The 24,220-nt window shown below is 62.9% G+C and carries 23 protein-coding genes; 12 read left to right on the top strand and 11 right to left on the bottom strand.

Annotated features, from left to right (window positions below; genetic code table 11):
* Window position 1 precedes the first annotated feature (1 nt).
* The 4 genes from LMTR3_RS18645 to LMTR3_RS18630 form a co-directional block, all read right to left on the bottom strand.
* The gene (locus LMTR3_RS18645; RefSeq protein WP_065746489.1) at window positions 2–343 is read right to left on the bottom strand and encodes an SRPBCC family protein; all 342 of its coding nucleotides are present in this window, start codon (window positions 341–343) and stop codon (window positions 2–4) included.
* Window positions 343–813 carry an ArsR/SmtB family transcription factor gene (locus tag LMTR3_RS18640; protein WP_065746488.1) on the bottom strand — a complete coding sequence of 157 codons (471 nt, stop codon included), beginning with the start codon at window positions 811–813 and terminating at the stop codon, window positions 343–345. Before LMTR3_RS18640 ends, LMTR3_RS18645 begins: the two co-directional genes overlap by 1 nt.
* 152 nt (window positions 814–965) lie before the next feature.
* Window positions 966–1,223, bottom strand: a complete 258-nt coding sequence (locus tag LMTR3_RS18635; RefSeq protein ID WP_065746487.1) for a DUF3551 domain-containing protein — start codon at window positions 1,221–1,223, stop codon at window positions 966–968.
* An 81-nt stretch (window positions 1,224–1,304) separates the two neighbouring features.
* The gene (locus LMTR3_RS18630) at window positions 1,305–2,282 is read right to left on the bottom strand and encodes a Bug family tripartite tricarboxylate transporter substrate binding protein (protein WP_065746486.1); all 978 of its coding nucleotides are present in this window, start codon (window positions 2,280–2,282) and stop codon (window positions 1,305–1,307) included.
* Between the two features lie 150 nt (window positions 2,283–2,432).
* Between LMTR3_RS18630 and LMTR3_RS18625 the strand changes: the two genes are divergently transcribed.
* Both LMTR3_RS18625 and LMTR3_RS18620 read left to right on the top strand, forming a co-directional pair.
* Complete coding sequence (locus LMTR3_RS18625) at window positions 2,433–2,852, top strand: VOC family protein (protein ID WP_065746485.1); 420 nt, start codon at window positions 2,433–2,435, stop codon at window positions 2,850–2,852.
* A gap of 249 nt (window positions 2,853–3,101) precedes the next feature.
* Window positions 3,102–4,682 carry an AMP-binding protein gene (locus LMTR3_RS18620; protein ID WP_065746484.1) on the top strand — a complete coding sequence of 527 codons (1,581 nt, stop codon included), beginning with the start codon at window positions 3,102–3,104 and terminating at the stop codon, window positions 4,680–4,682.
* A 121-nt stretch (window positions 4,683–4,803) separates the two neighbouring features.
* On the opposite strand, the gene LMTR3_RS18615 is transcribed toward LMTR3_RS18620, so the two are convergent.
* Window positions 4,804–5,901 (bottom strand): HD-GYP domain-containing protein, encoded by a 1,098-nt coding sequence (locus tag LMTR3_RS18615; RefSeq protein ID WP_065746483.1) that lies wholly within the window; start codon window positions 5,899–5,901, stop codon window positions 4,804–4,806.
* Between the two features lie 267 nt (window positions 5,902–6,168).
* Here LMTR3_RS18615 and LMTR3_RS18610 point away from each other — a divergent pair, with 267 nt between their 5' ends.
* Genes LMTR3_RS18610 through LMTR3_RS18600 form a run of 3 tightly spaced genes read left to right on the top strand, consistent with a single transcriptional unit; the run spans window position 6,169 to window position 8,032 of the window.
* Complete coding sequence (locus tag LMTR3_RS18610; RefSeq protein WP_065746482.1) at window positions 6,169–6,969, top strand: alpha/beta fold hydrolase; 801 nt, start codon at window positions 6,169–6,171, stop codon at window positions 6,967–6,969.
* Window positions 6,966–7,310, top strand: a complete 345-nt coding sequence (locus LMTR3_RS18605) for a hypothetical protein (protein WP_065746481.1) — start codon at window positions 6,966–6,968, stop codon at window positions 7,308–7,310. Before LMTR3_RS18610 ends, LMTR3_RS18605 begins: the two co-directional genes overlap by 4 nt.
* Before the next feature lie 50 nt (window positions 7,311–7,360).
* On the top strand, window positions 7,361–8,032 hold the full coding sequence (locus LMTR3_RS18600; protein WP_065746480.1) for a dienelactone hydrolase family protein: 672 nt from the start codon (window positions 7,361–7,363) through the stop codon (window positions 8,030–8,032).
* A 126-nt stretch (window positions 8,033–8,158) separates the two neighbouring features.
* Here the strand turns inward: LMTR3_RS18600 and LMTR3_RS18595 are convergent, their stop codons facing one another.
* The 4 genes from LMTR3_RS18595 to LMTR3_RS18580 form a co-directional block, all read right to left on the bottom strand.
* Window positions 8,159–9,166, bottom strand: coding sequence for a Bug family tripartite tricarboxylate transporter substrate binding protein (locus LMTR3_RS18595; RefSeq protein WP_084029691.1), 1,008 nt, complete (start codon window positions 9,164–9,166; stop codon window positions 8,159–8,161).
* A 362-nt stretch (window positions 9,167–9,528) separates the two neighbouring features.
* Window positions 9,529–10,290 carry a polysaccharide biosynthesis/export family protein gene (locus tag LMTR3_RS18590; protein ID WP_176721932.1) on the bottom strand — a complete coding sequence of 254 codons (762 nt, stop codon included), beginning with the start codon at window positions 10,288–10,290 and terminating at the stop codon, window positions 9,529–9,531.
* A 133-nt stretch (window positions 10,291–10,423) separates the two neighbouring features.
* The gene (msrA, locus tag LMTR3_RS18585; RefSeq protein ID WP_065746479.1) at window positions 10,424–11,080 is read right to left on the bottom strand and encodes a peptide-methionine (S)-S-oxide reductase MsrA; all 657 of its coding nucleotides are present in this window, start codon (window positions 11,078–11,080) and stop codon (window positions 10,424–10,426) included.
* A gap of 122 nt (window positions 11,081–11,202) precedes the next feature.
* A complete protein-coding gene (locus LMTR3_RS18580; protein ID WP_065746478.1) occupies window positions 11,203–11,520 on the bottom strand; it encodes a hypothetical protein in 318 nt (105 codons plus the stop codon).
* Between the two features lie 371 nt (window positions 11,521–11,891).
* Between LMTR3_RS18580 and rpsT the strand changes: the two genes are divergently transcribed.
* A complete protein-coding gene (rpsT, locus tag LMTR3_RS18575) occupies window positions 11,892–12,158 on the top strand; it encodes a 30S ribosomal protein S20 (protein WP_028347803.1) in 267 nt (88 codons plus the stop codon).
* Window positions 12,159–12,179: 21 nt separating this feature from the next.
* On the opposite strand, the gene LMTR3_RS37730 is transcribed toward rpsT, so the two are convergent.
* On the bottom strand, window positions 12,180–12,362 hold the full coding sequence (locus tag LMTR3_RS37730) for a hypothetical protein (RefSeq protein WP_141686676.1): 183 nt from the start codon (window positions 12,360–12,362) through the stop codon (window positions 12,180–12,182).
* 1,120 nt (window positions 12,363–13,482) lie between these two features.
* On the opposite strand from LMTR3_RS37730, the gene dnaA reads away from it, so the two are divergent.
* The 4 genes from dnaA to recF all read left to right on the top strand — a co-directional run bounded on the left by dnaA (window position 13,483) and on the right by recF (window position 18,101).
* Window positions 13,483–14,913, top strand: coding sequence for a chromosomal replication initiator protein DnaA (gene dnaA, locus LMTR3_RS18570; RefSeq protein ID WP_065746477.1), 1,431 nt, complete (start codon window positions 13,483–13,485; stop codon window positions 14,911–14,913).
* Window positions 14,914–15,306: 393 nt separating this feature from the next.
* Window positions 15,307–16,425, top strand: coding sequence for a DNA polymerase III subunit beta (gene dnaN, locus LMTR3_RS18565; protein WP_065746476.1), 1,119 nt, complete (start codon window positions 15,307–15,309; stop codon window positions 16,423–16,425).
* Window positions 16,426–16,574: 149 nt separating this feature from the next.
* Window positions 16,575–16,880, top strand: coding sequence for an endonuclease domain-containing protein (locus LMTR3_RS18560; protein WP_065746475.1), 306 nt, complete (start codon window positions 16,575–16,577; stop codon window positions 16,878–16,880).
* A gap of 84 nt (window positions 16,881–16,964) precedes the next feature.
* Entirely contained in the window at window positions 16,965–18,101 is a 1,137-nt protein-coding gene (gene recF, locus LMTR3_RS18555; RefSeq protein WP_065746474.1) for a DNA replication/repair protein RecF, read from the top strand.
* Window positions 18,102–18,210: 109 nt separating this feature from the next.
* Here the strand turns inward: recF and LMTR3_RS18550 are convergent, their stop codons facing one another.
* On the bottom strand, window positions 18,211–20,097 hold the full coding sequence (locus tag LMTR3_RS18550) for an acyltransferase family protein (RefSeq protein WP_065746473.1): 1,887 nt from the start codon (window positions 20,095–20,097) through the stop codon (window positions 18,211–18,213).
* A 334-nt stretch (window positions 20,098–20,431) separates the two neighbouring features.
* Here LMTR3_RS18550 and gyrB point away from each other — a divergent pair, with 334 nt between their 5' ends.
* Together gyrB and murA are read left to right on the top strand one after the other, a co-directional pair.
* The gene (gene gyrB, locus LMTR3_RS18545) at window positions 20,432–22,867 is read left to right on the top strand and encodes a DNA topoisomerase (ATP-hydrolyzing) subunit B (RefSeq protein ID WP_065746472.1); all 2,436 of its coding nucleotides are present in this window, start codon (window positions 20,432–20,434) and stop codon (window positions 22,865–22,867) included.
* A 14-nt stretch (window positions 22,868–22,881) separates the two neighbouring features.
* The gene (gene murA, locus LMTR3_RS18540) at window positions 22,882–24,180 is read left to right on the top strand and encodes a UDP-N-acetylglucosamine 1-carboxyvinyltransferase (RefSeq protein WP_065746761.1); all 1,299 of its coding nucleotides are present in this window, start codon (window positions 22,882–22,884) and stop codon (window positions 24,178–24,180) included.
* Window positions 24,181–24,220: the final 40 nt, after the last annotated feature.

Raw genomic sequence — 24,220 nt, 5'->3', positions numbered from 1 at the left:
TTCAGGCCAAGTAGCTTTCAAGCTTGCCAAGGAATTCGGTCCAGCCGCGCTGGTGATTGTCGCGTGCTTTCTCATCGACGAATTGCGCGTGGTTGAAGACGAGCAGCGAACCGCTTCCTTCAGGCCTGATCGAAATGCTCACCAGCGATTCCCGCTCCGGCGTCGAATGCCATGCCCAGCTAAACACCAACCGCTCGTTCGGAACGACCTCGCGATAGACGCCGCCGACCTCGTTATAGTTGCCGTCGACCTTGAAGCTGATGCGGTAGCGCCCGCCGACGCGCAGGTCGATATCGGCCTTGACTGAGCCCTCCTCGACGGAGGTCGGCCCGAACCATTGCACTAGCTTTTCCGGGTCGGCCCACGCGGCGTAGACTTTTTCGGGCGCCGCGTTGAACCGGCGCGTGAGCGTGAGACTGGGGCGCGCGGCGAGTTCGGCGTTGCGGGCAGGGTCTTTCTTGGCAAGGCTTGACTGGGTGGCCATGGGTCTTCCTCCACAAAAGCGGCAAGGCGGTCGAGATTGTCGGACCAGAAGCGCCGGTAGCGGTTGAGCCAGTCCATCGCCTGCTCCATCGGGCTGGCGGTCAGCCGGCACGCGACCGTACGGCCGGTCTTTTCGCGGGCGATCAGGCCGGCGTCCGACAGCACATCGAGATGCTTCATGATCGCAGGCAGTGATATCGAAAACGGTTGCGCCAGTTCGCTGACCGACAGGCTTTCGCGGTCGCCGAGCCGCGCCAGCAGCGCGCGTCGCGTCGGATCGGACAGCGCGGCAAAGGTGCGGTCCAGAACGTCCTCTTGATATTTAACCATACGGTTTAGTATAGACGCAAACAAAACGCCGTCAAGCCGGCGTATGCATCACGAATTCGGGAGTAACGGGAAGAAGAGACACCGATGGCCGGATCGCTCAGCGCGAACAGCGCTCTCGTCCGGCCATCATGCGGAAGGGTTGCGAGACGCGATCAATAATCCCGATAAACCCGCATCCGCCGCTGCTGTTGTCCAAAGGCGAAGCGCGGATTGACGTTGCAGTAGAGCCCGCGACCCGACGCCGATGCCATGCACTGACCATAGCTGCTGTAGGAGCAGTCGCCAGGAATGCCGATGGTCCGACCCTGGAGGCAGTAGGGATAGTCATAGGCCGCCGCGGGTGAACTGCCCGCGACCGTGGCGACTGTCGCCACCGTCAGCGCCAATGTCGCTAATATTGCACTGCGCATCTTCGATCTCCTTCACATGAGGCAAGCCGCGTCGCCTTTGCCATAAAACACCGCGGCTGCGCCTATGTTCCGTGACGAAGATCACTGCACTTTTTCGACCTTGGCTTCCTCGATCACCTTCTTCCACTTTTCGGTTTCGGCCACGATCATCTTGCCGAATACCTCCGGCGGTCCGATCAGCGGCTCGCCGCCAAGCTCGGTCAGGCGGACCTTGATCGCCGGCTCGGCGAGGATCTCGTTGATCTCCTTGTTCAGCTTGGCGATGACTTCCTTCGGCGTGTTCTTCGGTGCACCGACGCCGAACAGCGCGCTAGCCTCGTAGCCCGGGATGGTGTCGGCAAGCACCGGCACATCAGGCAACAGCGGCGACTTCGTCGTGCTGGTGACGGCCAGCGCCCGCACCGAGCCGGCACGAACATGCTGGAGGATGGAAGGCATGTTGTCGAAGATCAGTTGGACCTGGCCACCGAGCAGATCGGTGATCGCGGGCGCGGCGCCGCGATAGGGCACGTGCTGCATCTTGGCTCCGGACATCGCCATGAACATTTCGCCCGATAGATGCACGGACGTGCCGTTGCCGGACGAGGCCAGGTTCACCTTGCCGGGATTGGCCTTCACATAGGCGATGAACTCGGCGGCCGTCTTGGCCGGCACGTCCTTGTTGACCGTCATCACGTTCGGCACGCGATTGAACGCCGCGATCGGTGCAAGATCGCGGACCACGTTGAACTTCAGATTGGCGTAGAGCGTGGCGTTGATGTAGTTCGCGGGATTGACCAGCAGCAATGTATAGCCGTCCGGCTCGGCGTTGATGACGGATTCGGTGGCGATATTGTTGCCGGCGCCGGGCTTGTTCTCGATCACGAATTGCTGGCCGAGCCGCTCGGAAAGCCGCTGACCGATCAGCCGCGCGATGATGTCGGTCGCGCCGCCCGGCGGATATCCGACGACCCATTTCACCGGCCGGGTCGGATAGTCCGCCGCCGAAACGCTGCCGATCGAAGCGGCAGTGGAAAGGCCGATGACAGCCAGGCAAATCGCGGTACGGCGTGAAATCATAAAACTTCTCCTTGGAGGCCGGGGTTCAAGCCCGGTCCGTTTCTATTGAAGCGCGGTTCCATTGAACCGAACGCGGCGCGCGTTGTAACAAACAAACCCGGGTGCGGCCAGTGGGGCGCAGCGTCTCCGACCGCGACGAAAGGATAAGGCATGTCTGTCAGGGTTAACGCTCTCGACCATCTCGTCATCAATGTGTCGGACGTGGCGCGTTCCGCCGAGTGGTACCGGAAGATCCTCGGCGTGGAGGTCAAGGTGTTCGATCCCGGTCCGGGCAAAACGCCGCGGACTTCGCTGGTGTTTGGTAACCAGAAGATCAACGTGCGGCCGCGCGACGCCGACAAGGTCGAGTGGTTCACGGCCGATCACGAAACCGCCGGCAGCGACGATCTGTGTTTCCTGACGTCGAGTACGCCGGACGAAGTCGTGGCGCACCTGAAGGCCAACGGCGTCGCGATCGAGGAAGGCCCGGTCGCGAAGCAAGGCGCCCGCGGCACGCTGCGCTCGGTCTATTGCCGGGATCCGGACGGGAGCTTGATCGAGATTTCGTCGTATGAAGGGGATGTGGGCTAAGGCGCTCCGGCGAACGAAGCGACGATTGGTCCTTCGTCATTGAAGCGACGATTGGTCCTTCGTCATTCCGGGATGGTGCGCTAGCACCAGACCCGGAATCTCGAGATTCTCAGGTGCGCAATTGCGCACCATAGTTCGATGCTTCGCATCGTCCCGGAATGACTGCCCGATTTGCCCGGCGCGCCATCCGATGGCAAAACTACTCCCAAGCAAAAACCAAGGCGGCCGTAGAGCCGCGCGGGAGGAATCATGCCACTTTCACAGGCCGCACCAGGTATTGTCGGACCGTTCGCGGATCTCGACGTGCCATGGCTGCTGCGGATGCGTGCCGAAAGCCGCCGCAACCATCCATTCCTGATCTGGGCGGCGTTCGAGGGGCCGGCGCGGAGGTGGTCTTACGGGGAATTCCACGAGCGCGTCGGCGCGCTTTCCGCCGGCCTCGCCAAGCGCGGCGTCAAGCCCGGCGAATATGTGCTGATCCATCTCGACAATTGCATCGAGGCCATGCTGGCCTGGTTCGCCTGCGTCGAACTCGGCGCGGTCGCGGTCACCACAAACACCCGCTCGGCGGCAGCCGAGATGGAGTATTTCGCCGGCCATTGCGGCGCGGTCGCGGCCATCACCCAGCCTGCCTATGCCGAACTGATCTCGGCCAATTGCCGCGGCCTGCGCTGGATCGCCGTGATCTCGCATGATGCAGGCAGTACGTCGGCGCAAGTCGCGCCGCGCGGCGACAGTTTTGAGCAGCTCTTCGCCGACAGCGCCGACCGGGCACGCCGCGCCACCGATCCGTTCGCGCCGTGCAGCGTTCAATACACCTCCGGCACCACGTCGCGGCCAAAGGCAGTGCTGTGGACGCATGCCAACGCATTGTGGGGCGCCAAGATCAACGCCGCGCATGAGGACCTGCATGCGGGCGACGTGCACCAGACCTATCTGCCGCTGTTTCACACCAACGCGCTGGCCTATTCGATGCTGGCGTCATTGTGGGTCGGCGCGACCTGCGTGATCCAACCGCGTTTTTCGGCCAGTCGCTTCTGGAGCGTGGCGCTTGAGCACAACTGCACCTGGACGTCGACAATTCCCTTCTGCATGAAGGCGCTGCTGGAACACGAGATTCCGAAGAGCCACAAATTCCGGCTGTGGGGCACCGCGGTATCCGAGCCGCCGCCGTTTGCCGCCTTCGGCGTCAAGACGATCGGCTGGTGGGGCATGACGGAAACCATCACCCACGGCATCGTCGGCGAGGTCGACCAGCCCAATACGCCGATGTCGATCGGCCGCGCGGCGCCGGAATATCAGATCCGCATCGTCGAGGACGACGGCACGCCGACACCAGTCGGCGGCACCGGCAATCTCCTGATCAAGGGCATTCCCGGCCTGTCGCTGTTTTCAGAGTATCTCCACAACGAAAAAGCCACGCGGGAGAGTTTCGACGAGCACGGCTATTTCATCACCGGCGACCGCGTCACGCTGCTCGAGAACGGCTTCATCCGGTTCGGCGATCGCACCAAGGACATGCTGAAGGTCGGCGGCGAGAACGTCGCGGCCTCCGAGATCGAACAGGTGATCGCCGTCGTGCCCGGCGTACGCGAGGCCGCGGTGGTGGCGAAGAAGCACCCGATGCTGGATGAAGTGCCGGTCGTCTTCATCATTCCGCAGGCCGGTGTCGCGGGCGCGCCGGCGGATCTCCATGACACCGTGATGGCCGCCTGCAGGAACGGGCTCGCCGACTTCAAGGTCCCGCGCGAAATTCACTTCGTCGACGACATGCCGCGCTCGACGCTGGAGAAGGTGGCAAAGGCGGAGTTAAGGAAGATGCTGGGGTGAGATGCCGAATGGCAGTCATTCCGGGGCGCGAAGCGAACTATGGTGCGCAATTGCGCACCTGAGAATCTCGAGATTCCGGGTCTGGTGCTAACGCACCATCCCGGAATGACGATGGAGGGAATCAATAATACCCGAACGCCACCGGGCGGAAGGCGTGCAGCAGATGCTGGTCGAGCTTGTCGCCCATTTCTTCCATCATGCCGTAGGCCCGGGCGTGGGTGAACTGCAGCCGGTAGGCGCGCTTCTCGACGAGGGCTGCGTAGATATCCACAATCGTGGTCAGCCTCACGATGTCGCTGATCTCCTTGCCGCTCAGGCCGTTGGGATAGCCGGTGCCGTCGAGAAATTCGTGGTGGTGCAGCACCACATCGAGCATTTCCGGCGGGAAGCCGCCTTGCGCGGACAGCGCGTCATAGCCGCGGCGCGGATGCTGGCGCATCTCTTCCATCTCTTCCAGCGTCAACGGACCCGGCTTGTCCAGTATCGCCACCGGAATGAACGCCTTGCCGACGTCGTGCAGCAGCGCCGCGCGGGCGAGACGGCGCTGGTCGTCGTCGCGCATGCCGAGATGCTGCGCATACGCCACCGCAAAGCCGGTGACGAAGAGACAATGGCGATAGCTGCCGCTGTGGTGGCAGCCGACCGTCGTCAGCCATTCCCGCAAGGACGAATGCTTGATAGCCTTGAGAATCTTGCTCTCGGCCTCGATGATGTCGCTGAACTTCAAGGGAACGCCGGCCGGAAGCTTTTCGAAGATCTTGACCATCACGGCATGCGCCGCTTCGACGCCCCTGTTGAGGGCCTTGCCGCGATCGGTCTCGTCGTATCCGTCGCTGTCCGGAAAGGCAGCGCGGATCCGCTGCAGGATGCCTAGCGCGTCGAACGGCCGCGCGATCGTGTCGGTGGCGCCGAGCGCCCAGGCCTGCATCGATCCGTGGTGCAGCGCGTCCGCCAGCACGAACAGCCGCGGCATCTCGCGATAGGCCTCGGCCCGCAGCTTGTTGCGCACCAGTTGTACGCTCTCGGCGGAGCGCAGGTTGATGTCGACCACGATACCCGCCAGATCGCGTTCCGGCGCGTCGGGAATGTCGGAAGTCGCGATGGTGTCGACCTGACCGACCGATCGCAAAATGCTGGCGAGTTCGCTGCTCTGATCGCTCCGATCCGAAGCGAGCAACAGCCGGCGCCTGGTCGAAGTCTTGTTGGTTGCGGATGTCATGAAACCCCAGACCCCTAGCGATGATGACTTGCAACCGAGGCTAGCGGATAAGGAGTTCCCCGGGGCTTAAGAGGCATCGTGAATATAGGCTACTGTGAACGCTAAAATTTTAGCGATCTCGTTCGTAATGCGCCGCATGCGCGGGGCATGACGAGAACAAGGGTCTTATCAATGCGCTGATACCACCCTCGCTTTCCGCATTTCCCAATCGCGATCGGATCGCGCTAGGATGGGCGAAAGTTGCATGGGAACTCCCAGGGAGCCGCAATGCCGACGATCGATCGCGACGGGGTCCGCATCTATTACGAGGTTCACGGCTCCGGCCCACCGTTGCTCTTGACCCACGGCTATTCATCGACCAGTGGGATGTGGCAGGGCCAGATCGCGGCCTTGTCGAAGCATCACAAGCTCGTGTTGTGGGATATGCGCGGCCACGGCCAGTCTGATTATCCCAGTGATCCCGCAGCCTATAGCGAAGCGCTGACGGTTGCCGACATGGCGGCGCTGCTTGACGCCGTCGGCACCGAGAGCGCAATCGTCGGCGGGCTTTCGCTGGGCGGCTACATGTCGCTGGCGTTCTACCGCGCCCATCCAAACCGCGTCCGCGCGCTGCTGATCATCGATACCGGCCCGGGCTTCAAGAAGGACGAGGCCCGCGAGGTCTGGAACAAGCGCGCGTACGATACCGGCGATCGCTTCGAGCGCGAGGGTCTGGAGGTTTTGAAATCGGCCAGCCGCGAACGCTCCGGCGTCATCCATCGCGATGCGTCGGGACTGGCGCGCGCCGCGCGCGGCATGCTGACCCAGCGCGATGCCCGCGTGATTGAATCGCTGCCCCATATCAAGGTGCCGTCGCTGATCGTGGTCGGCGCCGACGACACCCCGTTCCTCGCCGCTTCCGACTACATGGCGGCCAAGATTCCGGGCGCGCAGAAGATGGTGATCCCTGCTGCCGGCCACGCCGTCAACATCGACCAGCCGCAGGCCTTCATCGACACGGTGCTGCCGTTCCTCGACAGCCTTGATGCCAAGGCGCCACACACGGCACCACAGAAGGCCGCGTCATGAAGACAGCCGCGGTGGCCCTCGCCCTTATCGCGAGCAGCTTCGCGCAAGCTGCCGCGCAACACTTGCCGCCGGTCGGCGGCCCCTACCCGCCACCGTTCACCGAAACGCTATCGAACAACATTCCGCTGGCGTTCGGCATGGAGGCCGATGAAGCCGCACGCGCGCTCGGCGTCCCGCTCAATTACATCAGGGGCCGTCCGGGCGATGAAATCTTTCTCGCGTTCCGTAACGTCGGCGGCAGCGGGCTATTTTACAGAAAGGACCGGCTCTATCTGCAATTTCGCAAGGGCAGGCTGGCCGGCTGGAAGGGCGACTGGGGTCACAACTGGATGTGGCAATAGCCGACCCCAGAACATCGATCTCGTGCAACTCAAACGCAAATGGATGACCCGTGGGACAAGATATCGAACTGACGGCCTCGGATGGCTTCAAACTGGGCGGCTATCGCGCCGATCCCGCAGGTCGGCCGAAAGCGGCGATCGTGGTGATCCAGGAGATTTTTGGTGTCAACCACCACATCCGCTCGGTGTGCGACCGATTGGCGGGCGAAGGCTATGTCGCGATTGCGCCGTCGATCTTCGATCGCACGCAACCGAACTTCCAGTGCGGCTATTCGCCTGACGAGATTGCAAATGCACGAAAGTTCATCGCCAATCCGGATTGGGCCGCGATGCTGCGCGACACCCAGGCCGCGATCGACGCAGTGAAAGATGTCGGCCCGATCGGCATCATCGGCTTCTGCCTCGGCGGCAGCATCGCCTATGCGGCAGCGACCAAGCTGTCAGGTTTGTCCGCCGCGGTCGGCTATTACGGCGGCGCCGTTGTCCGCTTTGCCGACGACAAGCCGCAAGTGCCGACGCAATTGCATTTCGGCGAAAAGGATGCGGGCATTCCGCTAACCGACGTCGAAACCATCAAGTCCAAGCGGCCGGACGTCGAAGTCCATCTCTATCCCGGCGCGCAGCATGGCTTTCACTGCGACGAACGCGCGAGCTACGACAAGGCCAGCGCCGATATCGCCTGGCCGCGCAGCCTGGCGTTTTTCGCCAAGCATTTGAAGTGACGCCCGGAGGGCGTCATTCCGGGGCGCGCGTCTTCGCGCGAACTATGGTGCGCAATTGCGCACCATCTCGAGATTCCGGGTCTGGTCCTTCGGACCATCCCGGAATGACGGAGAGAAGTCCCGGCCTCACTCGCCCTTGACGCCGGTTGCCTTCACGACATCGGCCCATTTCTCGTAGTCGCGGCGCAGGACTTTCTCGAACGCTTCCGCCGAGCCACCCACCGGCACGAGGCTGAGCGTCTCGATCCCGGCGATGCCCTCGGGCGAGGCGATGATACGGGCGAGTTCGTCGGAAAGCTTCTTCACGATCTCCTTGGGCGTTGCGGCGGGCACGAAGACGCCGAGCCAGCCTTCGATTTCAAAACCGGGGTAACCGAGTTCGCCCATCGTCGGCACATCGGGCAACGCGGTCCGGCGCTTTTCGCCGCCAACCGCCAACGGCCTGAGCTTGCCCGCCTTGATTTGCGCGCTCGCCGTGGTCAGGTCCTGGAACGCCGAGGTAACCGTGTTAGCGAGCAAGTCGTTCGTGAGAGGCGCCGAGCCGCGATAGGGCACATGGGTCATGTCGATATTGGCGGTCTTCTTGAGCAGTTCGCCGTAAAGATGCGACGTCGTGGCGTTGCCGAAGGTGCCGTAAGGCTTGCCGGGGTTCGCCTTGGCATAATCGATCAGCTCCTTGACGGACTTGATCGGCTGCTGCTCGGGGACCACCAAAACGATCGTCGACAGCGAGATCTGGGTGACCGGCGCGAGATCCTTGAAGACGTCGTAGGGCAGTTTCGAAACGAGGCTCGGCGCCTGAATGATCTGCGTAATGCCGATCAGCACGGTGTAGCCGTCGGGTTGTGCCTTTGCCACGTGGTCGTTGCCGACCACGCCGCCGCCGCCCGACTTGTTCTCCACGAGGACGGTCTGCTTCCACGACTCCTGCAATTTGTTGGCGAGCAAGCGGGCCAGGACGTCGGTAGCGCCGCCCGCAGGATAGGGCACCACGAAGGTGATGCGGCGGCTCGGATAGGGATCGGCCGCCGATGCTTGATGCGAAGAGGCACACAAGGCGGTCACGGCGATGGAAGCGAGCAACGCTAAAGCCGTTGCCGCACGCGCCACGCGGACCGGCAAATGATAGTTCATGGTTACACTCCGGATTGCAGGCACTCTACCGACAAGCCGGCGCGCCTCGATTGAACGACGGCTTTCTACATCGCTGCAGCGCAAGATGGAACATGGTTTCGAACGCATTCAGCGCATAGCGCCAATTCATCGCACCGAAGCTGACGCAGGACTCCCAACAGAGCGTCAAGCACGTGCGGAACCGCAAGTCTGCCACTGCAAGTTAGACCATTTGCCAATGATTGCTTCCGCAACATGATGCAGAACGCTGCGTTCGCGCTCGCGCGCAACGGATGGTGAATTATCTTGGTCAAATGCGAGGCATTTGCCTGACATAAATGCTCAGGAAAGACTTCAATCGAGACGACGCTTCGATGAAACGCCTAGAACCAGCGCTCGCTGACCAGCACGGTATCGCCGGGGCTGATCGGGCTGCCGGGCGGAACGACGAAACGTGACGTGCCGGACGCATCGGTGTGGGTGACCGTGACGCCGTCCCGGCGGGCGCGCGGCGAAAAGCCGCCGGCGATCGCCACCGCGCTCTCAACCGTCATGTTGGGGACGTAGGGGTACTGCCCGGGTGCTGCGACCTCGCCGAGGATGAAGAACGGCCGATAGGCTTCGATCTCGACGGCGACCGATGGCTCCCTGATAAAGCCGGCGCGCAGTTTCGCCGAAATCTCCGCCGCCAGTCCCGCCGTGGTGCGGCCGCGCGCGCGCACCGAACCGATCAGCGGCATCGTGATCGCGCCGCTGGCGTCGATCGCGTAGGTGTTGGTCAGGCCCTCCTGGCCATAGACGACGACGCGCAGCTTGTCGCCGGCATCGAGATGATAGGCCGCGTCGTATCGCACGGGCGCGGGTTCGGCATAGGCGGCAGGCGCGGCAACGACGGTGGGTGCCGGTGCCGTTCGTGGCGCCGCGGCAAAGGCGGCGCGAAGCGCGCCAATGGCGCCGCCACCGGAATCGACCGCGACCGTTCGCGGCGGCGGACTGTTGGATTGGCCATAGGCCATCTGGTCGAGATCGCCTTGCGGCGCGACCGCAACAGGCCCGGTCGTGCGCATGCAGCCCGACAGCGCGAGCGCGGTGATGATCGCAGTGATCGGTATTCGAAACGCGCGCACAACCCGCACCCAGGCCATCCCTCAAAGCGAGACAGCTCTAGTCTTGCACTGGGTATGGTTAACAAACGGTTTTTTGGAAGGTGGGGGCGACGACGGCGCTCAAAGCTCCCTCTCCTCGTTCTTCACGGGGAGAGGGAGAGAGAAGCAAGAATCAAGCACTCACGCCGACGCCGATCGGGCAGGACACGCCGGTGCCGCCTAGCCCGCAATAGCCCGCCGGATTCTTGGCGAGATATTGCTGATGATAGTCCTCGGCGAAATAGAATTCGCCCGCCGGCGTGATCTCGGTGGTGATGGCGCGAAAGCCCTTCGCCGCCAGCGCCTTCTGGTACGTAGTCTTCGACGCGTCGGCGGCTTGGCGCTGCGCGTCCCCAAACGTGTAGATCGCCGAGCGATACTGGGTACCGACATCGTTGCCCTGCCGCATGCCCTGCGTCGGGTCGTGATTTTCCCAGAACGTCTTCAGGAGTTGCTCGTAGGAAATCTTCTTCGGATCGAACACGACCAGCACCACTTCGGTATGACCGGTGCGGCCCGAGCAAACCTCTTCATAGGTCGGATTGGGCGTATGCCCGCCGGCATAACCGACGGCGGTCGCATGGATGCCGTCGCCGAGCTCCCAGAACTTGCGCTCTGCGCCCCAGAAGCAGCCCAATCCAAAAACTGCCTGTTCGACGCCCGCCGGATAGGGTGGCTGAAGCTTGCGGCCGTTGACGAAATGCGTGGTTGCGGTCGGTATCGGGGTGGCACGGCCCGGCAACGCTTCGGCTGCACTCGGCAACGCGGTGGTCTTGCGCATGAACAACATGGAGCACCTCCAGGCGGGACATCGGCGGACGCGACGGCATCGGCCGGTCGGACTTCTATATATGTCTTTACGCCTGTGACCGCAGCCCTGTTACCCGACCCCCGGGGCGGGCGCCGGCCAGGTTAGTCCCGCGAATAGCCGATCAACGGCTTGCGGGGCCGGAACAGGATCATGAGCAGAATGCCGACCACGCCCAGCACGGCGAAAACCGGCTGGTCCAGCAGGACCTTCATGACACTGTTCCAGAGCCAGGGTGCGTTACCCTCGACCCAGGTCCGGAACGTAAGCTGGCTGGACTGATGGACGTCGTTCCAAAACTGGCCGAACCGGGTAAATCGCAGGGTCTGGTCGGCAACAAAGCGCGCCCCGTCATAGACCATGAAGATGAATCCGCCGGCCAGAAGGAGCAGGCCGATAAGCCGGAAAAAACCGCGGATCATGGGTCACCTTATATCTGTCGCCCCCAAAGGCCGTCAGCCAATACCGGGGGCACCCCGGAAATTCAACCTCGTCAGCACCTTACGCGCCCCGTTCCGCCGCCCTTTCCGGCCCTTCGGGGGGCCGGAAAGCGTTGACGGTGCAGGATGCGCCCTCTATAAGACCCCCAATGGCGGCGGGCGCAATCCCGCCGCCGCTGTTCTTTGAGCAGCGCCGCTTGCGGGAGCATTTTGGCTTCCGTCCATGGCATCCTCAAGAACGGCTTAGGTTACGAACACCCTGGAAAATACAACCAGCGATCACGCGATTTGAACGGCCGGCGCGCTCAAGGGCCGACCACCCGAGCGATGACAGCCGAAGGATAGTTGAGAACATGGCCAATACGACTTCCGCCAAAAAGGCGACCCGCAAGATTGCCCGCCGCACCATCGTCAACAAGTCGCGTCGCACCCAGATGCGCGGCGCGGTCCGCACCGTCGAGGAAGCGATCAAGAGCGGCGACCGCAATGCGGCGCTGGAAGCAATGAAGCGCGCGGAACCAGAACTGATGCAGGCGGCGCAGCGCAACATCATTCACAAGAACAATGCGAGCCGGAAGGTGTCGCGCCTGACCCACGCGATCGCCAAGCTCGCGAAGTGAACTGACGGAAATAGACATTCATCAAAAGCCCGGCTCCGCCGGGCTTTTCTTTTTCTGCCATACCGGCGCATGAACACGAGCCCGAAATTCATGTTCGTCACGGACATACATCCTGTTGGATTTCGGACACACACCAAAGGCCGCGCGCCGGATCGACCGTGACAATTCAATTGTCTCGTTGCTGAGCGCCGGCTTGCGTGTCATATTTCGGGCACCCGTAGTTTTACGAGGTGCAACTTATGCACCAGCGTTGTCATGCGCATTTGCGAGAAGCGCTATCGCGGCGGCTGACCTGATCAGACAACACCCGCCTCCTCCGACGGAGTCGCTCGCGCGAGTTACCCTGCAAAAACAATTCCGAAAAGCTTCGTCTCGCTAATCACTTATCCACATAGCGAGGACAAGCGTTTTGAAAATTGGTCCCGGTAACCAAGATTGTAACGGTTTCTTAAAAAATTTTGCGCGTGCGGCGAAAATTGTCACGCTCGTTCGCGCCGCGGGATTCTCTGCGCTGATTCAAAAACTTGGTGTGGAGTGTCGCATTTGCAGTGTTGCAACACAGCCGAAGAGTCACGCGACATCGTCGAATCACGGATTGTCAGAAATCACGCTTGGTGTATTTGTTACTCGTTCGCGACGCTCAAGGCTCTCCTGACCAGCGCGGTTTGAGACCCAAGAGCGGACGTGCAAATCGGCGGCGGTGTGCGCGTTAGCGACGCTTTCCAAGCGAAGCTGAGTTGGTAACTCATAGCAATATGAGGACGGTTGTTCTGTGTCTAAATTTCCCGGCGTGGCGCTAACGTTTGAAGCGCGCTCCGGATAAGGGGAATAAGATGCTTGCCGACCATGCAGCGATTGGGAACGCGGAGCTCGTGAACGTGTTGAAGACGACAGACTGAGGTACGCGGGCGGACGCAGCGGTCGAACAAGCGGATGTTCGGTAGCGGCAGACTGGCTTTGAAACACTGGTGATCTGGTTACTCGTCGCGCACTCTCGCGGCGAGAGGGGGAGGTACTATGCTTTACGGAATCAACGCGACATTCAGCACACTCATTTCCATCGAGACCGCTTCAGAATTCCTGAACGACGTTTTTGGCCGTCCCCCTACGCGAGCTCCACACCGAGCGTCGAGTACGCGCTGACCTCGCGGCAGCTTCCACTCCATCTAGCCTTTGATCTGCGCAACGGCGATTCCGCCGAACGCTAGATCTGTGCCTGGTGGTTGAAGCGCCGCGCCGAGGTCACGCCTGGCAGGAAGCCCGCAAGGGTACCGCCAGCCGATTTCACAAGACACCATTACTCATTCAGAAAAGTTCTCAGGCAATGACAAATACGGAACAGGATCGCTGGTCGCGCGTGAAGGGGCGGTTGCGGACGACTGTGGGCGAGGACGTCTACACGAGCTGGTTTGCGCGCATGGACCTCGAAGGCGTGCAGGACGAAAGCGTCCATCTGTCGGTGCCGACCCGCTTTCTCAAGAGCTGGATCCAGGCGCATTACGCCGACCGTGTCCTGACCTGCTGGCAGGCCGAGATGCCGGAAGTGCACCGGATCGACCTCACCGTGCGCACCGCGATGCGGTCCGCCGCGCCCGCCAAGGAACCGACCGCGCCAGCCGATCAACGCCGTATCGAGCAGGCAAATGGCCGGGCCGCCCCTGAATTGCGCGCGACCGCCACTGCGCCGGTGTCCGCAAGCCATGATGCGCTCGGCGGCTCGCCGCTCGACCCGCGCCTGACCTTTGCGAGTTTTGTCATCGGTCGCTCGAATACCCTCGCCCATGCGGCGGCGCGCCAGGTTGCAGAAGGCCGCCGGGGCGATCCCGTGATGTTCAACCCGCTCTACATTCACGCCGGCGTCGGCCTCGGCAAAACCCATTTGCTGCAGGCCGTGACGTGGGCCGGCAATTCGGGGAACGAGCGCAAGGTGCTCTATCTCACCGCTGAAAAATTCATGTACGGCTTTGTCGCTGCGCTGAAGACGCAGACGGCGCTGGCGTTCAAGGAGGCGCTGCGCGGCATCGACGTGCTCGTGATCGACGACCTGCAGTTCCTGCAGGGCAAGTCGACCCAGGCCGAGTTCTGCCACACGCTGAACGCGCTGATCGATGCCGGACGTCAGGTGGTGATCGCCGCCGACCGCCCGCCGTCCGATCTCGAAAGCCTCGACGACCGCGTTCGCTCGCGGCTGGCTGGCGGTCTCGTCGTCGAGATGGGCTCGCTCGGCGAGGAGCTGCGGCTCGGCATCCTGAAATCGCGCGTGGCGGCAGCACGCGCGCATCATGCGAGCTTCGATGTGCCGGAGACAGTGCTGGATTATCTGGCGCGCACCATCACCCACAACGGCCGCGACCTCGAAGGCGCCATCAACCGCCTGCTCGCCCATTCCAAGCTCAACGCCCAGCCGGTAACGCTGGAAATGGCCGAGCGCGAAGTGCGCGACCTGATCCGTCCGCAAGAACCGAAGCGGATCAAGATCGAGGACATCCAGCGGGTTGTCGCCCGGCAATACAATGTCAGCCGTTCGGATCTCTTGTCATCGCGGCGGACCGCGAACGTGGTTCGCCCGCGCCAGGTGGCGATGTATCTGGCAAAGACGCTGACATTGCGCTCGCTGCCCGAGATCGGCCGCCGGTTCGGCGGTCGCGACCACACCACGGTGCTGCACGCCGTGCGCAAGATAGAGGCACTGGTGGCCCGGGATATCGCGCTGTCCGAAGAGGTCGAGTCTCTGAAGCGGCAATTGCAGGAATAGCTGGCTATAGCGTTTTCGAGCGAAGTGGACACCGGTTCGCGTGAAGAAAACGCGTCAAAACAAGAATCTAGAGTTTCGGTTCTGATTCAATCAGAACCGAAACTCTGGGAACAGGATCCGGCTCCTCCCCAGCCTCTCCCGCCCTGATCCATAATGCCCAACTCGAGTAAACCCGAGTTGGGTGGGCGGGAGAATTTTTTTCTGCGGCCATTTTTCGCCGCAAAAGTGGGGGAACGGCGGCCTGCTCCCTTGCACCGGCGCCCCATCCGCGCCACCTTGCGGTCCCCCCGGGGGTTTGATCAAATCCGGTCATGATCCGGCTTTTCGGGTTTCCAATGCCGCGGCGCTGCCTTGACGGGCCGCCCGGCTTTTCCATCTCTGGCGGATATTGCAATGAAGGTCACCGTCGAACGCGCGCAACTGCTGAAATCGCTGGGTCACGTCCATCGCGTGGTCGAGCGCCGCAACACCATCCCGATCCTCGGCAATGTGCTGGTCCGCGCCGAAAACGCCAGGCTGTCGCTGAAGGCGACGGACCTCGATCTCGAGGTGACCGAAACGCTGGCGGCGGAGACCGGAACCGCCGGCTCCACCACCGTGCCGGCGCACATGTTCTATGACATCGTCCGCAAACTGCCCGACGGCGCGCAGATCGTGCTGGAGGCCGACGGCGACCGCTCGGTAATGGCCATCCGCGCCGGCCGCTCGCGCTTCACCCTGCAGACCCTGCCCGAAAGCGATTTCCCCGATCTCGCCGCCGGCGACATGACGCATTCGTTCTCGCTCACGGCTGCCGACGTCAAGCGCCTGATCGACCGTACGCAGTTTGCTATCTCGACCGAAGAGACCCGCTATTACCTCAACGGCATCTACTTGCACACGGCCGGCAGCGCCAAGGCCGCAACGCTGCGCGGGGTTGCGACCGACGGACATCGGCTGGCGCAGATCGATCTGGCGCTGCCCTCCGGCGCCACCGGCATGCCCGGCGTGATCGTGCCGCGCAAGACGGTGGGCGAGGTGCTGCGGCTGATCGAGGACAATGAAGCCGAAGTCAAAATCGAACTGTCGCAGGGCAAAATCCGCTTCACCCTCGGCAATGTCGTGCTGACCTCTAAGCTGATCGACGGAACCTTCCCGGATTATGGCCGCGTCATCCCGCAGAACAACGACAAGGAACTGATCGTCGACAAGAAGGATTTCGAGGCGGCGGTAGATCGCGTCTCGACCATTTCGAGCGAGCGCGGCCGTGCCGTAAAGCTGGCGCTGTCCGCCGGCAAACTCGTGCTGTCGGTGACCAATCCGGATTCCGGCAGCGCCACCGAGGAGCTCGAAGTCGAATACGCCTCCGACGCGCTCGATATCGGCTTCAACTCGCGCTACCTGCTCGACATCGCCGCCCAGATCGAAGGCGAAGTCGCCGTGCTCCGCCTCGCCGACCCCGGCTCGCCGACCCTGGTGCAGGACAAGGACAACAAGGGCGCACTCTACGTGCTGATGCCGATGCGGGTGTGACTGCGCCTCGCGAAACGGACACCGACCTTCCCTCTCCCCTTGTGGGAGAGGGTGGCGCCGAACGAAGTTCGGCGACGGGTGAGGGGTTCGCGCCGCATACACCAAGCCATAGGCCTGTCGCCAAGCGCATCCGCAGCTTCGCCAAGAAGATGCGTCACGAGCCCACCGATGCGGAATTGGCGATGTGGCGACTGCTTCGTGACCGTCGCCTCGCGCGTTTCAAATTTCGACGGCAAGTTCCGTTCGGAAACTTTATTCTCGATTTTGTCTGTTTCGAGAAGCGGCTGGTCATCGAAGTCGATGGAAGTCAGCACGCATCATCGACTCGTGATGAAGCTAGGGAAGCGGTGTTGATCGCTGAAGGATTTCGAATTGCGCGTTACTGGAATAACGACGTGCTGCAACAACCCTCTGCGGTGCTGGAGGACATTATCGTGAAGCTCGCCGAGCGGTAAGAACCCCTCACCCGTCGCCTCACTTCGTGAGGCGCCACCCTCTCCCACAAGGGGAGAGGGGAAGAAGGACCGACCTGACTCATCATGCCCCCCTCCCGCATCCATCGCCTGTCGCTCACGCATTTCCGCAATTATCGCGCGGCGAGCGTGCAGGTGCGCGGCGATATGGTGGTGCTGGTGGGGCCGAACGGCGCCGGCAAGACCAATTGCCTGGAGGCGATCTCGTTTCTGTCGCCGGGACGTGGCCTGCGGCGCGCGAGGCTGGAGGATGTTGCCGACAATCAGGGCGACGGCTCCTGGGCGGTGTCGGCCGAGGTTGAGGGCGCGCTTGGCCTGGCTACGCTCGGCACCGGCATCGATGCGCCGGCCGCGGACGCCGCCTCCAGCCGGCGCTGCCGGATCGACCGCGAGCCGGTGGGGTCGGCGGCCGCGTTCGGCGATCATTTGCGCATGGTGTGGCTGACGCCGGCGATGGACGGTCTGTTCCGTGGCGCTGCCTCGGAGCGGCGGCGCTTCTTCGACCGCCTGGTGCTGGCGATCGACAGCGAGCATTCCAGCCGCGTTTCCGCGCTGGAGCGCTCGCTGCGTTCGCGCAACCGCCTGCTCGAAGTGCGCAATTATGACGACCATTGGTGTGACGCGATCGAGCGCGAAACTGCCGAGCTGGCGGTTGCGGTTGCCGCCACGCGCGGCCAGACGGTGACGAGACTGGCGGCGATGCTGCGTGAACGAGGCGCGGCTTCGGCCTTTCCGTCGGCGCAGATCATGCTCGACGGCTGGATGGAGAATGCGCTGGTCAATGAATCCGCAACCGCCGTGGAGGATCGCTACCGCGAGATCCTGCGCGCCAGCCGCGCCCGCGACGCCGCCGCCGGCCGCACGCTGGACGGCCCCCATCTCACGGACTTGCAGGTGATCTACGCGCCAAAAAACATGCCGGCCCGCGACGCCTCCACCGGCGAGCAGAAGGCGCTGCTGATCGGGCTGGTGCTGGCCCATGCCACGCTGGTCGCCGAGATGACCGGGATCGTGCCGTTACTGCTGCTCGACGAAGTCGTCGCGCATCTTGATCCCGTCAGGCGCAAGGCGCTGTTCGATGAACTCGCAAAGCTCGGCGCGCAGGTCTGGATGACCGGCGCCGATCCGGCGGCTTTCGTCGATATCGGCGCGGCCGGCGAGATTTTTGACGTCGAGTCTGGCCAGGTGAGCCGCCGCGGCTAGAGCCTTTTCGGTTCTGATTGAATCAGAACCGAGCTCTAGGTTTTTGTTTTGACGCGTTTTCTTGACGCGAACCGGTGTCCACTTCGCTGGAAAACGCTCTAAGAGCCGTTCAACGCCTCTTACCACCTGACGCTTCGCTGCCGAGCAAGCGGTCGATGATCGATGCGATCAGGAACACCGACGCCTTTTCCGTCAGGTGGACCTGATCGCTCGCGGTGAGATCGCTCGCCGCATCGCCAATGCGCGTCAGGCAACCCTCTGCATTGCAAAGGACGTCGGAGGCCGAGATGAATTCCGCGCCGAGCGGCTCGAGCCTGGCGCGCATAGTGGCATCGTAGGCGGTGGGCGGGATGCCGTTGGGCGAACGCTGCGGGATCAGCGTGCGATGGAGCATGAAATATCGGAGCACTTCGGACGGAAGCCCGCGCCGCCACATCGGCACCCCACCGAGAACAACGACGCGGGCATTTGTCTCCCTCTTCAGCGCGGCCACCGTCTCGGCCACGTTATCGAGATGTTTTTCCCAGGTTCCGTGCAGCAATACGACGTCGGGCTTGATCTGCTGAGCGAGCGACAAGACCTTGTCGTTCATCGCCCGGCAATTAGGCGTGCCCGCGATGTCGGCATTCAGCGCCGGAATGCAGGAACTGGAGGTGAGCTGCGCCATGCCGAAGTCTCGCTTCTCCTGCGCTTTGCGCAGGCCCGGCAACAGCGCGCCCGCGGTCGAATCGCCCCATATCAAAACCAGCGGACGCCGATCATGCTCGACGCAGGTGTCGGCAAACGTCATTTCGCGGCTGAGATCGAGCAGGCATTCGTGAAACCGCCATTTGAAGCTCTCGGTCGCCACATTGGCCAGCGCGCGGATTTCCGGCGGCAGGCGGAAGTCGAAGCCGCGCCCCCAGATGACGGCAATGCCGGCGACCGCGATCATCGCCATGCCCGCCCCAAGCCCGAACATTTTGCGACGACTCGGCACGCCGAACCGGATCGGCATCTCGACAAACCGGTAGGTCCCCCAGGCCAACAGCGCACTCGCAAGCAATATCAATTCGCGTTCCGGCAAGGTCAGCGGACCGAATTTGATAATCCCGCCGAACACCAATAGCGGCCAGTGCCAGAGATAAAGCGGGTAGCTGATCAGCCCGATCCACACCATTGGCGGGCTTGCAAGCAAGGCCCGGTTCACCCAGGCCGCGGGTGATGACAGCAGAAGCGCGGTGCCAGCGACCGGCAACACCGCCCACCAGCCTGGAAAGGCGCGATGGCCGTCGAGGATCACGGCCGCCGCCGCGATCAGCGTCACCCCGATCCAGGCGCGCCAATCACTCGCTTTGACGCTGTGGCCGACCCTGTTCCAGCCGTACGCCAGCGCCGCCCCGGTGAGCAATTCGAACGCGCGCGTAAACGGCAGATAGAAGGTCGCAACGGGATTCGAGTCGATCAGCGCCACGTTGAGCAGGAAGGACCCGATGCCGAGCACCGCCGCCACCGCCATGATGCTCATTCGCAGCCGGGCTGCGAGCATCAGCAGCAACGGCCAGAACAGATAGAACTGCTCCTCGATGCCGAGCGACCACAGATGCAGCAGCGGCTTCCTGGCGGATTCGACGTCGAAATAGCCGGACTGCAGCAACAGCGCGATATTGGCCAAAAACGCCGCGCTGGCGAAACTGTCGCTGCCGAGCTGCGCGAAGGCTGACGGCAGCATCCAGAACCAGCCCAGCACCAATGTCGCAGAGAGCACCACAATCAGTGCCGGGAAGATGCGCCGGATCCGCCGGTTGTAGAATTCGATCAGACCGAAGCGACCGAGTTCCAGTTCGCGCGCAACGATCCCCGTGATCAGAAAGCCCGAGATCACGAAGAACACATCGACGCCGATGAAGCCGCCCGGCATGGCGTCCGGGAATGCATGGAAATTCAGGACCAGCATCACGGCGATGGCCCGGAGGCCGTCGACATCCGGCCGATATTTTGGGGAAGGCGAGGTCAATTGGAGGCTAACCCGGGATCGCTGTGGACGGCGGGCAACGACTACAAGCTGCCGCGCCGCCTTCTCTAGCAGGTCCGCAGCAGACTGCCATTTCCCATCGCGTGGCGTCCAAGAATCCAGCGATCGAGGGCGCAGAAGCAGCCCTCGAATCGCGCTTTTCGAAGGCTTCAGAATCTGCCCTTGGAGACCTTGAAAAAGTGTAAAAAACCACCATTTATTCAACAACTTGCACACAGAGAGTTTGCGCTAGGCGCGGTGCCTGTTTCATGGCACAAATAGATCAATCAGCGCCTCATATTGCGCAGCTGATTCGGGACACCCTCGAAGGCCTCACATGACAGAACCTGCCCGGCGGACCCCTGCCGACACTGAGCATCCCATTCCCGTTGAATATGGTGCGGAATCGATCCGGGTGTTGAAGGGCCTCGATGCCGTTCGCAAGCGGCCGGGCATGTATATCGGCGACACCGATGACGGTTCCGGCCTGCACCACATGGTCTACGAGGTCGTCGACAACGCCATCGACGAGGCGCTCGCGGGCCACGCCACCCGCGTCGACGTGATCCTCAATGCGGACAATTCCGTAACCGTGCGCGACGACGGCCGCGGCATTCCGGTCGACATCCACAAGGGCGAAGGCATCTCCGCCGCCGAGGTCATCATGACCCAGCTCCACGCCGGCGGTAAGTTCGACCAGAACTCCTACAAGGTTTCCGGCGGACTGCACGGCGTCGGCGTCTCCGTCGTCAACGCGCTGTCGAGCTCGCTGAAGCTCAGGGTCTGGCGCGACGACAAGGAGCATTTCGTCGAGTTCGCCCACGGCGACGCGCTGGCACCTTTGAAGGTGGTCGGCGAGGCCGAAGGCAGGCGCGGCACCGAGGTGACCTTCCTCGCCTCGGGCGAGACCTTCAAGAACATCGAGTATGATTTCGCGACGCTGGAGCACCGGCTGCGCGAGCTCGCCTTCCTCAACTCCGGCGTTCACATCATCCTCTCCGACATGCGTCACGCGGTCGAGAAGCGCGAGGAGATGCGCTACGACGGTGGCGTTGAGGAGTTCGTCAAATATCTCGACCGCAACAAGAAGGCGATCGTGCCTGTTCCGATCATGGTGCGGTCGGAATCCAACGGCATCGGCGTCGAGGCGGCGCTGTGGTGGAACGACAGCTACCATGAGAACGTGCTGTGCTTCACCAACAACATCCCGCAGCGGGACGGTGGCACCCATCTCGCCGGTTTCCGCGGCGCGCTGACGCGCCAGGTCAACGGCTATGCCGAGGCCAATGCGAAAAAGGAAAAAATCGCGCTGACCGGCGACGATTGCCGCGAGGGCCTCACCGCCGTGCTGTCGGTGAAGGTGCCCGATCCGAAGTTTTCGTCGCAGACCAAGGACAAGCTGGTGTCCTCGGAAGTGCGCCCGGTGGTCGAGAACGTCCTGAACGAAGCGCTGGCGGCGTGGTTCGAGGAACACCCGGCTGAGGCCAAGGTCATCGTCGGCAAGGTAATCCAGGCGGCGGCCGCGCGCGAAGCCGCCCGCAAGGCGCGCGAACTGACGCGCAAGAGCCCGCTCAGCGTTTCCTCGCTGCCCGGCAAGCTCGCCGACTGCCAGGAGAAGGATCCAGCCAAGTCCGAACTGTTCATCGTCGAGGGCGACTCGGCCGGCGGCAGCGCCAAGCAGGGCCGCAACCGCGAGTTCCAGGCGGTGCTGCCGCTGCGCGGCAAGATCCTCAATGTCGAGCGCGTCCGCACCGACAAGATGCTGTCGTCAGAGCAGATCGGCACGCTGATCACCGCGCTGGGCACCGGCATCAGCGACGATTTCTCCGCCGACAAGCTGCGCTATCACAAGATCATCGTGATGACGGACGCCGACGTCGACGGCGCCCATATCCGCACGCTGCTCTTGACGTTCTTCTACCGGCAGATGCGCGAATTGATCGACCGCGGCCACCTCTATATCGCGCAGCCGCCGCTCTACAAGGTGACGCGCGGCAAGTCCGAGCAGTACCTGAAGGACGAGCGCGCGCTGGAAGATTATCTGATCGCGACCGGCCTCGATGACTGCGTGTTCAAGCCGGCGTCGGGTTCGGAACGCGGCGGGCGCGATCTGCTGTCGCTGGTGGAGGACGCGCGCGTCATCCGCGGCATCCTGAACAATCTGCACAGCCGCTATAACCGCAAGGTGGTCGAGCAAGCCGCGATCGCGGGCGTGCTGAGCCCGAAGATCACCGGCGACATCGCGACCGCCAATGCCGCCGCCGACTACATCGCCAAGCGTCTCGATGCGCTGGCCGACGAGGTCGAGCGCGGCTGGACCGGCCGTTTCACCGAAGGCGAAGGCTTCTTCTTCGAGCGCACCATCCGCGGGGTAAAGGATGTCGCCATCATCGACGACGCCCTGCTCGGCTCCGCCGACGCCCGCAAGCTCGACGACTACGCCGCCAAACTTCAGGAGGCTTATCCGAAGCCCGGCATATTGCGCCGCAGGGATGCCGAGACCGCCATCCACGGCCCGGTCAGCCTGTTCGAGGCGGTGACCGACGCCGGCCGCAAGGGCGTCGCGTTGCAGCGCTATAAAGGCCTCGGCGAGATGAATCCTGACCAGCTCTGGGAAACCACGCTCGATACCAACGAACGTTCGCTACTGCAGGTGAAGATCAAGGAGGTCGACGAGGCCGACGACATCTTCACCAAGCTGATGGGTGACGTCGTCGAACCGCGCCGCGAATTCATCCAGGATAATTCGCTCAGCGCCAATGTCGACGTGTGAAGCAGGCCGCGCCCATGCCGCCCATTCAGTACATCGTTGAAGGCGGCCACCGGCTGGCGGGAACAATCGAGCCATCCGGCAACAAGAACTCTGCGCTGCCGATTATCGCGGCCGCCCTGCTCACCGAGCATCCGGTCATGCTGGAAAACGTGCCGCGCATCCGCGACACCGAAACGCTGGTCGAACTGATCCGCTCGGTCGGCGCTTCTGCCGAGTGGCAGGCGCGCAATACGCTTGCGATCCACGCCAAGGAGGTCCGCGCGGCCGATCTCGATCCTGAACTTTGCGCGCGGATCCGTGCCTCGATTCTGCTGGCCGGGCCGCTATTGGCTCGCTGCGGCGAGGTGGCGCTGCCGCCGCCCGGCGGCGACGTCATCGGACGCCGTCGTCTCGATACGCATTTCCTCGCCTTCGAGCAGTTAGGTGCCACCGTCACCGCCACCCACCGGCTGGAATTCCGCGCCTCCCGCCTCGAGGGTGCCGACGTCTTTCTCGACGAGCCGAGCGTTACGGCCACCGAGAACGCGCTGGTCGCGGCGGTCGCCGCTCACGGCACCACATTCTTGCGCAACGCGGCCTCCGAGCCGCATGTGCAGGACCTCGCGCATTTCCTCGTAGCGCTCGGCGCCAAGATCGAGGGCATCGGCACCAACACCATCATCGTGCACGGCCCGGCGACGCTTGGCGGCGCAAGCTATTCGATCCAGCCCGACCATATCGAAGTCGGCTCGCTGATCGGACTTGCCGCGGTGACGCGCTCGCCGCTGCGCATCGCCAAGGCCGGCGTCGAGCATCTGCGCTCCATCCGGATGGGATTTGAACGGCTCGGCATCGTCTGCGGCGTCGAGGGCGATGATCTCGTGGTGCCCTCGGGCCAGACCATGAAGATCCATGACGATTTCGGCGGCCATGTGCCGAAGCTCGAGGACCAGCCGTGGCCGGCCTTCCCGGCCGACCTGATGTCGATTGCGATCGTGACAGCGACGCAATGCGACGGCGTCATCCTGATGTTCGAAAAAATGTTCGAGTCGCGGATGTTCTTCGTCGACAAGCTGATCTCGATGGGCGCCCGCATCGTGCTGTGCGACCCGCATCGCGCGATCGTGGCCGGCCCGAGCCGGCTGCGCGGCGCCCCGATGACTTCGCCCGACATCCGCGCCGGCATGGCGATGCTGCTGGCGGCGGTCGCGGCCGAAGGCACGTCAACGATCAACAACGCCGACCAGATCGAGCGCGGCTACGAGCGCATCGAGCAGCGGCTCAATGCGCTGGGCGCGCGAATCACCCGGGTTCCGGCACGCGACGGCCACTAGGCTGCGAACGCCGGCGTCACTTTTTCGACCTTCGCCGGTA

It is taken from the genome of Bradyrhizobium sp. LMTR 3 (genome assembly GCF_001693485.1).
Classification (GTDB): Bacteria; Pseudomonadota; Alphaproteobacteria; order Rhizobiales; family Xanthobacteraceae; genus Bradyrhizobium.
The sequence above is the reverse complement of the archived record's forward strand: the minus strand, read 5'-3'. Positions and strand labels throughout refer to the sequence as shown.